General features: G+C 59.4%; 15 protein-coding genes. 4 read left to right on the forward strand and 11 right to left on the reverse strand.

Annotated elements, in window-relative coordinates; all coding sequences use genetic code 11:
* Positions 1-124: 124 nt before the first annotated feature.
* Together VRY85_RS01500 and VRY85_RS01505 are read right to left on the reverse strand one after the other, a co-directional pair.
* Complete coding sequence (locus VRY85_RS01500) at positions 125-580, reverse strand: hypothetical protein (protein WP_414596826.1); 456 nt, start codon at positions 578-580, stop codon at positions 125-127.
* Positions 581-582: 2 nt separating this feature from the next.
* Entirely contained in the window at positions 583-1,152 is a 570-nt protein-coding gene (locus VRY85_RS01505) for a cob(I)yrinic acid a,c-diamide adenosyltransferase (RefSeq protein ID WP_414596827.1), read from the reverse strand.
* A 94-nt stretch (positions 1,153-1,246) separates the two neighbouring features.
* On the opposite strand from VRY85_RS01505, the gene VRY85_RS01510 reads away from it, so the two are divergent.
* Complete coding sequence (locus tag VRY85_RS01510; RefSeq protein ID WP_414596828.1) at positions 1,247-1,546, forward strand: copper-binding protein; 300 nt, start codon at positions 1,247-1,249, stop codon at positions 1,544-1,546.
* A gap of 3 nt (positions 1,547-1,549) precedes the next feature.
* Here the strand turns inward: VRY85_RS01510 and hslU are convergent, their stop codons facing one another.
* From hslU to VRY85_RS01535, 5 genes are all read right to left on the reverse strand, one after another.
* Positions 1,550-2,881, reverse strand: coding sequence for an ATP-dependent protease ATPase subunit HslU (hslU, locus tag VRY85_RS01515; RefSeq protein ID WP_414596914.1), 1,332 nt, complete (start codon positions 2,879-2,881; stop codon positions 1,550-1,552).
* Positions 2,882-2,916: 35 nt separating this feature from the next.
* Complete coding sequence (gene hslV, locus VRY85_RS01520; protein ID WP_414596829.1) at positions 2,917-3,450, reverse strand: ATP-dependent protease subunit HslV; 534 nt, start codon at positions 3,448-3,450, stop codon at positions 2,917-2,919.
* Between the two features lie 108 nt (positions 3,451-3,558).
* Complete coding sequence (dksA, locus tag VRY85_RS01525; protein WP_414596830.1) at positions 3,559-4,002, reverse strand: RNA polymerase-binding protein DksA; 444 nt, start codon at positions 4,000-4,002, stop codon at positions 3,559-3,561.
* Between the two features lie 66 nt (positions 4,003-4,068).
* Positions 4,069-5,166 carry a CobW family GTP-binding protein gene (locus tag VRY85_RS01530; RefSeq protein ID WP_414596831.1) on the reverse strand — a complete coding sequence of 366 codons (1,098 nt, stop codon included), beginning with the start codon at positions 5,164-5,166 and terminating at the stop codon, positions 4,069-4,071.
* A 53-nt stretch (positions 5,167-5,219) separates the two neighbouring features.
* Positions 5,220-5,708: a Fur family transcriptional regulator gene (locus VRY85_RS01535; RefSeq protein ID WP_414596832.1), complete on the reverse strand. Its 489-nt coding sequence runs from the start codon at positions 5,706-5,708 to the stop codon at positions 5,220-5,222.
* 222 nt (positions 5,709-5,930) lie between these two features.
* Here VRY85_RS01535 and VRY85_RS01540 point away from each other — a divergent pair, with 222 nt between their 5' ends.
* From VRY85_RS01540 to VRY85_RS01550, 3 genes are read left to right on the forward strand one after another with little or no spacing between them, the layout of a single operon-like run.
* Positions 5,931-6,671, forward strand: coding sequence for a metal ABC transporter ATP-binding protein (locus tag VRY85_RS01540; protein ID WP_414596833.1), 741 nt, complete (start codon positions 5,931-5,933; stop codon positions 6,669-6,671).
* The gene (locus VRY85_RS01545; RefSeq protein ID WP_414596834.1) at positions 6,668-7,567 is read left to right on the forward strand and encodes a metal ABC transporter permease; all 900 of its coding nucleotides are present in this window, start codon (positions 6,668-6,670) and stop codon (positions 7,565-7,567) included. The genes VRY85_RS01540 and VRY85_RS01545 overlap by 4 nt, the downstream gene beginning before the upstream one ends.
* Positions 7,567-8,565 (forward strand): metal ABC transporter substrate-binding protein, encoded by a 999-nt coding sequence (locus VRY85_RS01550; protein ID WP_414596835.1) that lies wholly within the window; start codon positions 7,567-7,569, stop codon positions 8,563-8,565. Before VRY85_RS01545 ends, VRY85_RS01550 begins: the two co-directional genes overlap by 1 nt.
* A 20-nt stretch (positions 8,566-8,585) precedes the next feature.
* Here VRY85_RS01550 and xerC read toward each other — a convergent pair whose 3' ends face one another.
* From xerC to VRY85_RS01570, 4 genes are all read right to left on the reverse strand, one after another.
* Positions 8,586-9,545 carry a tyrosine recombinase XerC gene (xerC, locus tag VRY85_RS01555; RefSeq protein ID WP_414596836.1) on the reverse strand — a complete coding sequence of 320 codons (960 nt, stop codon included), beginning with the start codon at positions 9,543-9,545 and terminating at the stop codon, positions 8,586-8,588.
* 2 nt (positions 9,546-9,547) lie between these two features.
* Positions 9,548-10,225, reverse strand: coding sequence for a DUF484 family protein (locus VRY85_RS01560; RefSeq protein ID WP_414596837.1), 678 nt, complete (start codon positions 10,223-10,225; stop codon positions 9,548-9,550).
* Between the two features lie 101 nt (positions 10,226-10,326).
* Positions 10,327-11,217, reverse strand: a complete 891-nt coding sequence (locus VRY85_RS01565) for a lysophospholipid acyltransferase family protein (RefSeq protein WP_414596838.1) — start codon at positions 11,215-11,217, stop codon at positions 10,327-10,329.
* Positions 11,214-12,107: a lysophospholipid acyltransferase family protein gene (locus VRY85_RS01570; RefSeq protein ID WP_414596915.1), complete on the reverse strand. Its 894-nt coding sequence runs from the start codon at positions 12,105-12,107 to the stop codon at positions 11,214-11,216. The genes VRY85_RS01565 and VRY85_RS01570 overlap by 4 nt, the downstream gene beginning before the upstream one ends.
* Positions 12,108-12,157: the final 50 nt, after the last annotated feature.

Consider the following 12,157-nt stretch of genomic DNA (forward strand, 5'->3'; position numbering starts at 1 on the left):
CTTGCCTGGGCCATGCCCATACCTGTGCGTATGAGCGCGCCGTGTCTTGTGTCGCCTGACTATCTGGTGCTAGGAGGCCCAGTTAGACAGGCGGCGAGTACCGGCAGTCGGGCTATTTGTGTGGCTATTCTTGGGGCTGTGGCGGTGTTTCGTACCACACCGTCACGTTGCCTTTAACATGCAAGGGTGCAGGGCTGCCGCGCAGCGCCCGCAGGCGATGTACCAGGTACAGGGGCTGGGCGGCGTCTTTTCCATTGAAGGCGCGCGTGCTGATGGAGCGGCCGATGATGTCTACGCAATGATGTGTGCCGCTCCAGCATAAGGAGGTTTGCACATCGGCCTGGCCGGTGTAGTCGCGGGCGGCATACACCTGGGTGATGACCGCGCCCCTGGGCAGGTCTTGAAAGGGTTTATAGGTAACGGTTACTTCATGATTCACGCTATGCAGGCCGCTGCCGACATTACTGGACGTCCAGGCATGCTTGCTGGTCTGGGCATTCGCTTGTGCCGCGTAAGCCAGAAGTACGGCCGCTACGATGGCCGGGCTGAATCGCCTTACGCCGGGGGGGCGGGCTGTCATGTTCAGGATTCCCGGCGCTGCCACAACACGTTCGCTACGCCCAGGCTATGGTTAATTGCTCGGGCGAGAACAAAGAAAAGGTCGGAAAGACGGTTCAGATACTGCCGCACCAGGCTGTCCGGAATGACAGATGCACCTTGCTCGGCATCTTGGCATTCCATTGCGACCACAGCCCGTTCAGCGCGCCGACACACGCTACGCGCCACATGTGCCAGAGCCGCCGCACGGCTGCCTCCGGGCAGGATGAATTCCTGCAGCGCGCCAAGATTGGCGTTGTAGTGGGCGATGGCCTCATCCAGGCCCGCGATATGCTCCGTGTTGACCGCGGTATGGCCGGGTATGCAGAGTTCCGCGCCCAAGTCGAAGAGCTGATTCTGGATGCGGCCAAGCAGCGTGTCGATCTCCTCGGGCAGGGGCTCGGTGCGCAGTAAACCGACAAAGCTGTTGAGCTCATCGACTTCGCCTATCGCCACAATGCGGGTGTCGTGCTTGGCGACACGCGTGCCATCACCAAGGCCGGTGGTGCCGTTGTCGCCGCCGCGAGTAGTAATGATGGAAAGTCGTGTGGCCATGGAGAGTAAGCGTAGTGAATCGGGGTATGCTAACAAACCACTGATTCAATGTTTCAGAAGTTTCTTTTAGCAAATATTTTCGGAGAATTATCGCATGCTCAGTTCATCACGGATCCGATCCGGGCTGGCTGTGGCCTTGGCTGCAGTGGCCTGTTACAGCATTCCCGCCCAAGCCCAGGAAGGCAGCGGCTCGGGTGAGATCCGCCGTATTGATGCAGAGGCGGGCAAAATAACGATTAAGCACGGCGCCATTGTCGAGCTAGAGCTGCCAGCCATCACGCTGGTTTATCAGATAGACCAGGCATTGCTTACCGGCTTAAAACCCGGCGACAAAATTACTTTTATCGCCCGCCGCGTGGACGGGCAATATGTTGTGGTGAAAATTTCCAAATAAAGCTTATAAAACGTACCGTGCAAGGTCTTCGCTGGCAGCGGTTTCCTTGAGCTTATCTTCCACGTAGGCTGCATCGATTTTCACCGTGCCTCCTTCGTGGGCGGTGGCGTTGAATGCCAGGTCTTCAAGCAGCTTTTCCATCACGGTATACAGGCGCCGTGCGCCGATGTTTTCAGTGCGCTCATTCACCGAGAATGCCAGCTCTGCAAGGCGGCGGATGCCGTCCTCGGTAAAGTCCAGGAAGACATTTTCGGTAGCCAGCAGGGCATGGTACTGCTTGGTCAGTGAGGCGTCGGTTTCGCACAGAATACGGACAAAATCGTCGGCAGTCAGGGAATCGAGTTCAACCCGGATCGGAAAGCGCCCTTGCAGTTCGGGGATAAGGTCTGAAGGCCGCGACAAATGGAAGGCGCCTGACGCAATAAACAGGATGTGGTCGGTGCGCACAACGCCATACTTAGTGTTGACTGTCGTGCCTTCAACCAGGGGCAGCAGGTCGCGCTGCACGCCCTGACGGGAAACATCGCCGCCGCTGTGCTCTTGGCGGGTGGCGATTTTGTCGATTTCATCCAGGAAGACAATGCCGTTCTGTTCGGCATTGGCGATAGCGTCTGCACGCAGTTCCTCTTCGTTGATGCGCTTGGCGGCCTCTTCCTCGGTGAGCAGCTTGAATGCCTCTTTCACCGACATCTTGCGTTGTTTCTTTTTGTCCTGCCCCAGGCCGGCGAACATGTTGCGCAGCTGCTCGGTCATTTCCTCCATGCCGGGAGGCGCCATGATTTCCATATGGGGCATGACTTGCGCGACTTCGATTTCGACCTGCATGTCGTCGATCTTGCCTTCGCGCAGCCGCTTGCGAAACACTTGGCGTGCGCTGTTTTCCTCGCGCTCTGGTTCACCCTGGGCATTGCGGGAAGGGGGAACCAAGACATCAAGGATGCGGTCTTCGGCAGCGTCTTCGGCCTGAGTGCGCACACGTCGCATGGCAACTTCGCGGGTGAGCTTAACCGAGGCATCGACAAGGTCGCGGACAATGGTTTCGACATCGCGGCCCACGTAGCCGACTTCAGTGAACTTGGTAGCTTCGACTTTGATGAAAGGCGCGTTGGCGAGCTTGGCCAAGCGGCGGGCGATTTCTGTCTTACCCACGCCGGTGGGCCCGATCATGAGAATGTTCTTGGGAACGATTTCGTGGCGTAAGGGCTCTGGCACCTGCTGGCGGCGCCAGCGGTTGCGTAGCGCGACGGCCACGGAGCGTTTGGCTTGTTGCTGCCCGACAATATGCTTGTCGAGCTCGGAGACGATCTCTCCGGGAGTCATGTTGATGGCGGACATGGCAATAAGAGAATCTGGCAAACCGGCGCCGGGCGTTACAAAATTTCGACGACGTGGTTCTGGTTGGTGTAGATGCAAAGGTCGCCGGCAATGGCCAGGGACTTGCGTACGATTTCTTCGGGCGAGAGCTCGGTATTTTGCAGCAAGGCCAGCGCGGCGGATTGCGCGTACGCGCCGCCGGAGCCGATAGCGGCAATCCCGTTTTCAGGTTCAAGAACGTCGCCGTTGCCGGTCAGCACCAGGGTGTGGTCTTTGTCGGCCACAATTAGCATGGCCTCAAGGCGGCGCAGGACGCGATCTGTACGCCAGTCCTTGGTCAGCTCTACGGCAGCGCGCATCAAGTTGCCTTGATGCTTTTCGAGCTTCGCTTCAAAACGTTCCTGAAGAGTGAAAGCGTCAGCCGTGGCGCCAGCAAAGCCTGCCAGGATGCGGTCCTGATAAAGCCTGCGGATTTTGCGGGCAGTACCTTTGATGACGATGTTGCCGAGCGTGACTTGCCCGTCGCCGCCCAGGGCGACTTGATCGCCACGGCGAACGCACAGAATGGTGGTTGCGTGAAATTGTTCCATGGAATCTTCCTGTTGAAATCTTCACATGGGGGCGCCGGCTTCATTTTCAAGTGAAGAGGCGAAAAGAGAAAACGGGCCGCATTCAGGTGCGACCCGTTGAATGGAGGATTAGTCGCCGTAGAGCTTCTGGCGCATTTCGCGCCGTTCTTGCGCTTCAAGGGACAGCGTGGCGGTGGGGCGAGCCAGCAACCGTGCGATGCCGATGGGTTCGCCAGTTTCTTCACACCAGCCATATTCGCCGGAATCAATGCTGGCGATGGCTTGTTGCACCTTCTTGAGCAACTTGCGCTCGCGGTCGCGGGTGCGAAGTTCGAGCGCGTGTTCTTCCTCGATGGTGGCGCGATCGGCCGGGTCGGGGACGAACTGCGTTTCACGCAGGTTCTCGGTGGTGGCCCCGGCGTTATTGAGGATTTCCTGCTCGAGTTCTTTCAGGCGATTGCGAAAGAAGGCAAGCTGGGCCGGATTCATGTAATCGGACTCCGGCATGGCCAGGAGCTCTTCTTCTGTCGGAAGTTGTTCCGAAGTCGCGGTGTTGGCTGTTTTGCTAACCATGTTGCATCCTCTTTCTAGTATGAGTCAGGGAGCTGCGCGCGAATGGTTTTGTGCGCGAATGCAAGCTCAAACCAGACACTGTTCCAGGCCCTTCGTAAAAATCTCTTGGGGCAGTTTACGTCCTATGAATACCATTTTGGTATTAGGCTTTTCACCCGAAAGCCACGGTTTTCCGGGCTCGGCACCCATCATCATGTGAACGCCCTGGAACAGCATGCGGCGATTGAAGCCCTTGATGAAAAGAATGCCTTTGTAGCGCAGCAAGTCAGGCCCGTAAACCTGCACAATGCCGCCAAGGAATTCTTCCAGGCGTTCCGGGTCGAATGCCCGGTTGGATCGGAACACGAAAGCACCGATTTCGTCCTGGTGGGCCGGGTGGTGATGATGAGCGTGATCGTGGTGGCCGCAGTGTTCGCCGCATTCGCCATCATGGTCGTGATGGTGATGCGCGTGGGCTGCGTCCGGATGTTCTTCAGCAAGGAATTCTGGGTCGATATCCAGAATGGTGTTCAGGTTGAAGCCGCTGATGTCTAGCAGTTGCTTCAAGTCGGTTTCGCCGAAATGCACGGGCGTGATCGGCGCGCGCGGATTGATGCGCAGCAGCCGGGCGCGCAGCGCCTGGTATTCGTCTTCGTTGACGAGATCCTTTTTGGAGACCAGGATGCGATCTGCGAAACCCACTTGCTTCTGAGCTTCTTCCTGATTGTTCAGGCTGTCCATGCCGTGTTTGGCATCTACTACAGTGACGACGGCATCGAGCTTGTAGTAGTCGGCGATCTCGTCGTCCATGAAGAACGTTTGGCAGACAGGGCCGGGGTTGGCCATGCCGGTGGTTTCGATAATGACGCGTTCGAAATTCAGCTCGCCCGCCTGTCGGCGCTGACGTAGCTCGTTGAGCGTGCGCATGAGGTCGCCACGCACGGTGCAGCAGACGCAGCCGTTACTGAGCTCAACGATTTCTTCGTCGGTGTCTTGTACGAGCAGGTCGTTATCGATGCTCTCCGGGCCGAACTCATTTTCAATGACGGCAATGCGCTTACCGTGGTATTCGCTGAGTATGCGCTTTAACAGCGTCGTTTTTCCGGCGCCAAGAAAGCCGGTCAGTATGGTGACAGGCACCATATCCTGGAGGCGTGATTTTCCAGCGCGTTCGGCTTGGCTCATGCTTGGTCTCTCAAGGTTTACCGGCCTGGGACCGGGTAAAATTTAGTCTGCGATTACATCACAGAGGACGACTTAGGGCAAACATCTCCGCAGGCCCTGCAAAGTCCGCGTAACTCTGTTTCGTGGCCAGAGAGCCGAAAGCCGGCTCCGGCGACTTTGTCAGCCAGGCTTTGCGTCAGGGCAGGGTCGCTGAGCTCCGCCACGGAGCCGCAGCGGGTACAGACTACGAGCAGGTCGTGGGGGTCGCCCCCCACATCGTGGCACGCCGCCCAGGCATTGATGGCATCCAGACGATGCACCAGGCCCTCTTCCACGAGAAAATCCAATGCCCGATAAACGGTGGGCGGTGCGGCGGCTGCTTGATCATCGCGAATCAGCTCAAGCAATTCGTATGCCTTGACGCTGCGCCCCTGTTGCAACAGGATTTCCAGCACGCGGCGCCGTATGGGCGTCAGGCGCCGGCCACGCGATTCGCATAAGGCGTGCGCGAGGTCCAGTTGTTTGGTTACCTGATCGGCTGCGCACGAGGATGGGGCGTTCATGATCGACCTCGGACTGTTCACTACCTGCGAGATGTTATAACATAACGAACTCTGAGGTTTCCCCTTTTCAGCCATGACACCCATCGTCCCGCTTTCCAATCCCCGTAGTACTGACAGGAGGGGGTCTCTCCTGCTTGCATCCTGTGGAGTACGCATGGCTGTTGCGCTGGTGCCGGTGGCGCTGATCTGGTTGGGCACGGCGTGGGCCTTGGGATGGCTGTGATGGCTGCTAGTTCAGCCGCTACTACGCCTGCCCCGGCTATTGAACTGGAAGAGGTCTGCCTGGGGTGGCGCGACAAAATGGCCGTAAGGGATTTGAGCGGCCGGTTCGACAAAGGTTCGCTCACCGCCGTGGTCGGCCCCAATGGGGCGGGGAAATCTACCTTGTTGCGGGGCATTATGGGTTGGGTCAGCCCGCAGGCGGGGCATATTCGCCTGGCAGGCGGGGGCGAGCAATCTCCCGCCTTCATGCCGCAGCAGGGGGATTTTGATCGCAGCTTCCCCATTAACGCACGAGATTTCGTGGCCATGGGCGCCTGGCGTCGGGTCGGGCCGTGGCGTGGCTTTGGCGCCGCTGAACACGATCGGTTGGATGCGGCGCTACATGCGGTCGGACTGGCCGATTTCGGGCGTCGCCCCCTGGCTACCTTGTCTGGCGGGCAGTTGCAGCGAGCCTTGTTCGCCCGCCTGATGCTGCATGATGCCGATATCTATATGCTGGACGAGCCTTTTTCCGCGGTTGACCGAGCGACAACAGAAGATCTCATGAGATTGTTGCTGGAATGGAATGGCAGCGGGAAAACCGTCATCGTGGTGCTGCACGACCTGGATCTTGTGCGCCGGCATTTTCCTCAGACCTTGCTTTTGGCTGGCCAAGGCGTAGGTTGGGGGGAAACCGCCAAAGTGTTGACGCCTGAAAACCTTCACCTTGCGCGTCACCTCTGTGCAGGAGATTATCTGTGAGCGTCATAGATATGCTGTATCTACCCTTTTGGGAGTTCGGCTTCATGCGCCGCGCGTTGGCCGGCTCTATGGCGCTGGCGCTGGCGGCCGGGCCTTTAGGGGTGTTTCTGATTCTGCGACGCATGAGTTTGATGGGCGACGCCATGGCGCATGCTATTTTGCCGGGCGTGGCAGTCGGGTTTCTGACAGCGGGCCTGTCGCTTACTGCCATGACCATCGGCGGCATGGTCACGGGTGTGGTTGTGGCGCTGTTGGCTGCCGCCGTGTCGCGCCTGACGCCGCAGCGGGAAGATGCCAGCTTTGCCGCGTTTTATTTGGTGTCGCTCGGTGTGGGCGTGCTGTTGATCTCCTTGCGTGGCGGTAATACCGAGCTGATGCATGTGCTGTTCGGCACCGTATTGGGCTTAGACGATAGCGCTTTGTTACTGGTGTCGGTCACATCAAGCATTACGCTGCTGGCCTTAGCCGCTATTTTCCGGCTTCTGGTGATTGAGTGTGTTGACCCATTGTTTTTGCGCAATGAGAGTCGCATGGGGCCGGTTGTGCATGGGGTGTTCCTATTGCTATTGGTCATGACGCTGGTGGCAGGCTTTCAGGTGCTGGGAACGCTGATGGTGGTCGGTATCATGATGCTGCCTGCCGCTTCTGCTCGTTTCTGGGCCGTTACGGCAATCGGCCAGATGGCTCTGGCCGCTCTGGGAGGAGTGGCGGCATCGTATGCAGGGCTGTTGTTTTCGTATTACGGCAATGTTCCGGCTTCACCGGCAATCATCTTGTCTGCCGGCGTTGTGTATTTCATATCTGTTGTTTTCGGCGTGCAAGGGGGCTTATGGCAGGTAGCCCGACAAGCACGCGCCCGCAGCCTGCGGCTATCCCGAATTTCGGAGCAAGACTGATGTCTTTGAAAAAGTTTCTCTCACCCTATCCTCATTCCAAGCGTCGTCGCAGATGGCTGGGCATGGCGGTGGGAACCGTGGCCCTGGGAGCATGGTCGGCGCGAGCCATGTCTCGTGACCCCCTGCCGGTGGTGGCGACGTTCTCGATACTCGGCGACATGGTGAAGGAAATCGGCGGCGAGCGCGTGGCCGTGACCACGATTGTGGGGTCGAATACCGATACTCATGGTTTTGAGCCGACCCCGCACGATGTCAAGGCATTGCAGGAAGCCAAGGTGCTGGTGCTCAACGGGCTGGATTTTGAAACGTGGCTGCCTCGCCTGACCCAGGCGGTGGGGTTTGAGGGCCAGCGTGTGGTGGCCAGTGAGGGCGTGACGGTACGTTATTTGAGCGGGGCTCATGGGCATGATCACGACGAGGAGGATGGCCACGACACACACGGGCATTCCGCCGGTGATGCCGACCCGCATGCTTGGCAGGATCTCGCGAATGGCATGATTTACGCACGGAACATCGCTGCGGGTCTGGCCAAGGCGGATCCTCGCAATGCCAGTTATTACGAAACTCGGGCCGCTGGGTATGTGGCGCGCATGAAGGCTTTGGACAGCGAGATCCGCGCAGCCCTTGCGGCGATTCCTCCCGAGAATCGCCGCGTTATTTCCTCGCATGATGCTTTCGGTTACTTCGGTGACGCCTACGGGATTGAGTTTATTCCCGTTGCGGGGTTTTCCAGTCAGGCGGAACCATCAGCGCGCGATGTTGCGCGTATCGTGAAATTAGCCCGCGAAGCCCAGGTGGGCGCGGTGTTCATTGAGAATATGAGCAGCCCGGTTATGGCGCAACAGATTGCCCGAGAAAGTGGCGCCATTATGGGCGGCACGCTGTATTCCGACGCCTTGGGTCCTGCCGATGAACCCGCCGCGAGTTATTTGGGCATGTTCAGCTGGAATGCCGGGCGCTTGGTATATGTGCTTAAACGCAGCCTGCAGAATCAGTAAGTAAAGCGTAAACGGGAGGTTTACGATTCCGGCTTGCGTCCGGCCCGCGGGTGGGCCTGGTCGTAAGCTTGGGCCAGGTGCTGAAAATCAAGCCGCGTATAGATCTGAGTTGTGGAAATGTTGGCATGGCCCAGCAGCTCTTGCACCGCGCGAAGGTCTTGCGCGGATTGCAGCAGGTGGCTGGCGAAGCTATGCCGCAGGCTGTGCGGGTGAACATGCACGGGTAAGCCCGCTTTGACGGCCAGGTCAGCCAGTTGTTTCTGTACGACCCGGGGCGAAATCCTTGCGCCGCGCACACCCAAGAACAGGGCTGCTTCGGAATCGGCGTCGACAGGCGGGCTGCGTTTGAGTTCGCTGCGCAGCGCCAGCCATTGCTTCAGGGCTTCGATCGCTTTGCGCCCCAGTGGGGCGCTACGTGTTTTATTACCCTTTCCCAGCACGATGGCTTCACCATTTTCCAGGTCGAGCCAGCTTTGTGATTCGTAGCCGGGCTGACGGGTGTGACGCACGTCGAGGCTGACGAGTTCAGACAGGCGCAAGCCGCTGGAATACAGCACCTCAAACATGGCTTGGTCACGCCACTGCACGGCATTGGCGGGGGCCGGCATGCCGCTGCGATCAAGCAGCGATTGGGTCTGGTCGACGGATAGGGCTTTGGGCAAAGATCGGGCCGCCTTAGGTGCCCGCACGCCTGTTACGGGGTTGGCCGCCAGCCCGATGCGTGGCGCCCACCAGGCGTAGAAGCCGCGCCAGGCCGACAGCATGCGCGCCAGGCTGCGGGGGTGGTGGCCTGTGGCGTGCAACTTGGCTACGGCCTGGCGTATATGGCCCTGCGCAAGATGTTCCAGGGGGCGGCCGCCCGTGGTGCTGCAAAGCAACAGAAGGTCGCGACGATAGCCGGCCAGAGTGTGGGGCGAATAGCGTCTTTGGCTGCCAAGGAGATCCAGCCATTGTTCCATGGGCTGTGGCAGCGCGCTCATGTTCAGGCCAGATCGGCCGCCACTTGATCGGGCAGGCGCTGCAGGCTTGCTGAAGCCAGCCTGCCTATGGTGGCAAGAAAGTCGGTGCCCATGTCGCTGGTGAAGCGGCCGGCATCTTCTGCGCCCAGTACCAGCATGCCAAAGGCGTTAATACCGCCTTCCGGGCGCAGAGCGATGCAGGCCAGTGACTGTGTTGAGGCGTCCAGCCACTCGGTTGCGGGGCTGTCGGCTGCGGGGCCGCAATAAGGTGTGGTCAGGGCACTGGCATAGTGTTTGACTGCATCGCCGACATCTTGAACGTAGGGATTCGGGCCTTCTTTGTCCCACAGGCGCAGAACGACGGCAGGCAGCTCGAAAATGTTTTGCAGCCGCTCGACGATGAGTGCGGGAATGGCTTGTGGGTCGTTCTCTGCCAGCATTTCGCAGCACCATTGCATAAGTTGCTGGCTGATGCGCTCGTTGCCGCTGGCATTGTGGAGCAGGCCGGCGAGCTTCCATTCGAGTTCTTTGCAACGGCTGCGCAAGGTCAGGATCTGCCGTTCTCCCAGAGAGATGGCGCGCGTTTCGTGGGGGTGAGGAACACGCAGCTCAGCGAAGACCTGGGCGTGATCCTGGAAGAAGTCCGGGTTCGCTTGAAGAAAGAGGGCGACGTCCTCAGGAGTAGGCGTCTGGCGGGTCATGGATTGTGATCCTTCATGAGGGTAGATCGGCCGGGGCCTGTTCAGGAAGGCCCATATCACGCCAGGCATTATACGAAGCGCAAGGTAGGGCGGGGTAGGGGTCAGTAGATCCGGGCCTCCCCCTCGGGGCGGGTTTTGTAACGGCGATGCACCCAGTAATACTGCGCTGGGTCTGGCCGCACCCAATCCTCGATCAGGCGGTTAACGCGTGCGGTAGCTTCTTCCAGGCTGTCGTCTCCCGGGAAGTCCTCAAGGGGTGGCATCACGGTGACGTGATAACGGCCGGTGTCAGCATCCAGGCGGCTCATGATGGGAACGACGGCGGCATCGAAATTGCGGGCGATCTGAGCGGTGGTGAGCAGGGTGGCGGCAGGCACATTGAAGAACGACACAAATGCGGCGCCACTCAAGCCCCAATCCATGTCTGGAAGGTAGTAGATGGGTACGCCTTTGCGCAATTGGCGGATCAGGCCGCGCACCCCATCGTGACGGCTGACCAGATGCACGGTGTTGAAGCGGCCCCGCCCTTCGCTAACCAGCTGGTCTACCGCCGGGTCGCTCTGGCGCGTGTACATGGTGGCGGATTCTTTCAGGAACAGCGTCAGCCGGGTGGCGGAAGCGTCCAGCCCGATGAAGTGCGGCGCCAGCAAAATGATGCGGCGCTTGGCTTGCAGCAGGGCATCCAGATGTTCCAGCCCCTCAATGGGCACACTGTCGAAAATGTCTTCGGGCGGGCCGAACCAGCACAGTCCGCGGTCGACGACAGACTGAGCAAGCAGGTGGAAATGGCGCTGCAGCCAGCGTTCGCGTTCGGTGGCGGGGGTGTCGGGGAAGGCCAGCCTGAGATTCGTGCGGACAATGCGCGCGCGCGAGCGCATCAAGCGCGGTGCCAGCCAGCCCAGGGTACGCGCCCAACGGCGGCGGACAACAAAGCTGCTGCGCCCGAAATAGGAAAATAGCGCCCGCAGCAGGGAAAGCTTTTTTTCATTCATGTGAAGGAGTCTGGCAGCGGGGGGGCGTCAGACGGTATTTTGTAGCGGTTGTAGCTCCACAGATATTGTTCTGGAAACCGTTGAATCAAGGATTCCATGCTGGTGTTGATCAGCTTGGCAAGCGCTTCGGGCTCGGCTGGCAGGGGTTCCGGCAAGCGCAGATAATGCATGCGCCAGCCCTGGCCGCGAGGCAGGCGCTCACCGGCCAGCATGATAACGGCGACACCGGTCTGGCGGGCCAGTTTACCCGCCAAAGTCATGGTAAGCGCCGGGCGCCCGAAAAAAGGCGCCCAGACGCCGTCGCCGCTGCCCGGAACCTGGTCGGGCAGCATGCCAACGGCTTCATCGCGTTTGAGCGCCCGCACGAATTCGCGCACCCCTTGCATCGTGGCCGGCACGGCGCGCAACCCCGGCATGTTGCGGGCGTGTTCCATGGCCGGTTCCAGCGCGGCATAGCGGGGCGGGCGGTACATCACGGTGAGCGGCCCATAGCGCACCAAGTGGCGCGCTGTGATCTCGAAGCAGCCCAGATGAGGGGTGAGATACAGAATGCCGCGCCCTTCGGCCAGAGCTTCTTGAACCACATGTTCTTCATGGCTGGATACGCGTTCCAGACATTGAGCCGTATCCAGCCAGATTTTTGGGGTTTCGAGAATCATCGCTCCGGTTTCAGCAGCGGCCCGCCGTGCGAAGGCTGCATCGGTATAACCCGCTTGGCTCGCATTGCTGCGCAGCCGTTCGCGATAGCGACCGGGAAAAGCGTAAATACAGCGGCCCAGAAAGCGGCCTAAGCCATGAAGCACCGGAAGCGGCAGCTTGGCCAGCACCCGGATCAGCGCCAATACCATGTATGCGAAACCCTGTTGCGTGTGTGGTGAGTGGTGGAAAATATCTATTTTCGCTTAAAATGCCGTCTATCGCTGAGTTAACCGACAACTTG

The sequence above is a fragment of the Achromobacter sp. F4_2707 genome (genome assembly GCF_047501535.1).
Classification (GTDB): domain Bacteria; phylum Pseudomonadota; class Gammaproteobacteria; order Burkholderiales; family Burkholderiaceae_B; genus Yanghanlia.

What these genes read in the sequence shown, in the direction of transcription:
- VRY85_RS01500 (WP_414596826.1), bottom strand. Translation starts at nt 580, where the DNA reads ATGACAGCCCGCCCCCCCGGCGTAAGGCGATTCAGCCCGGCCATCGTA.
- VRY85_RS01505 (WP_414596827.1), bottom strand. Translation starts at nt 1,152, where the DNA reads ATGGCCACACGACTTTCCATCATTACTACTCGCGGCGGCGACAACGGC.
- VRY85_RS01510 (WP_414596828.1), top strand. Translation starts at nt 1,247, where the DNA reads ATGCTCAGTTCATCACGGATCCGATCCGGGCTGGCTGTGGCCTTGGCT.
- hslU (WP_414596914.1), bottom strand. Translation starts at nt 2,881, where the DNA reads ATGTCCGCCATCAACATGACTCCCGGAGAGATCGTCTCCGAGCTCGAC.
- hslV (WP_414596829.1), bottom strand. Translation starts at nt 3,450, where the DNA reads ATGGAACAATTTCACGCAACCACCATTCTGTGCGTTCGCCGTGGCGAT.
- dksA (WP_414596830.1), bottom strand. Translation starts at nt 4,002, where the DNA reads ATGGTTAGCAAAACAGCCAACACCGCGACTTCGGAACAACTTCCGACA.
- VRY85_RS01530 (WP_414596831.1), bottom strand. Translation starts at nt 5,166, where the DNA reads ATGAGCCAAGCCGAACGCGCTGGAAAATCACGCCTCCAGGATATGGTG.
- VRY85_RS01535 (WP_414596832.1), bottom strand. Translation starts at nt 5,708, where the DNA reads ATGAACGCCCCATCCTCGTGCGCAGCCGATCAGGTAACCAAACAACTG.
- VRY85_RS01540 (WP_414596833.1), top strand. Translation starts at nt 5,931, where the DNA reads ATGGCTGCTAGTTCAGCCGCTACTACGCCTGCCCCGGCTATTGAACTG.
- VRY85_RS01550 (WP_414596835.1), top strand. Translation starts at nt 7,567, where the DNA reads ATGTCTTTGAAAAAGTTTCTCTCACCCTATCCTCATTCCAAGCGTCGT.
- xerC (WP_414596836.1), bottom strand. Translation starts at nt 9,545, where the DNA reads ATGAGCGCGCTGCCACAGCCCATGGAACAATGGCTGGATCTCCTTGGC.
- VRY85_RS01560 (WP_414596837.1), bottom strand. Translation starts at nt 10,225, where the DNA reads ATGACCCGCCAGACGCCTACTCCTGAGGACGTCGCCCTCTTTCTTCAA.
- VRY85_RS01565 (WP_414596838.1), bottom strand. Translation starts at nt 11,217, where the DNA reads ATGAATGAAAAAAAGCTTTCCCTGCTGCGGGCGCTATTTTCCTATTTC.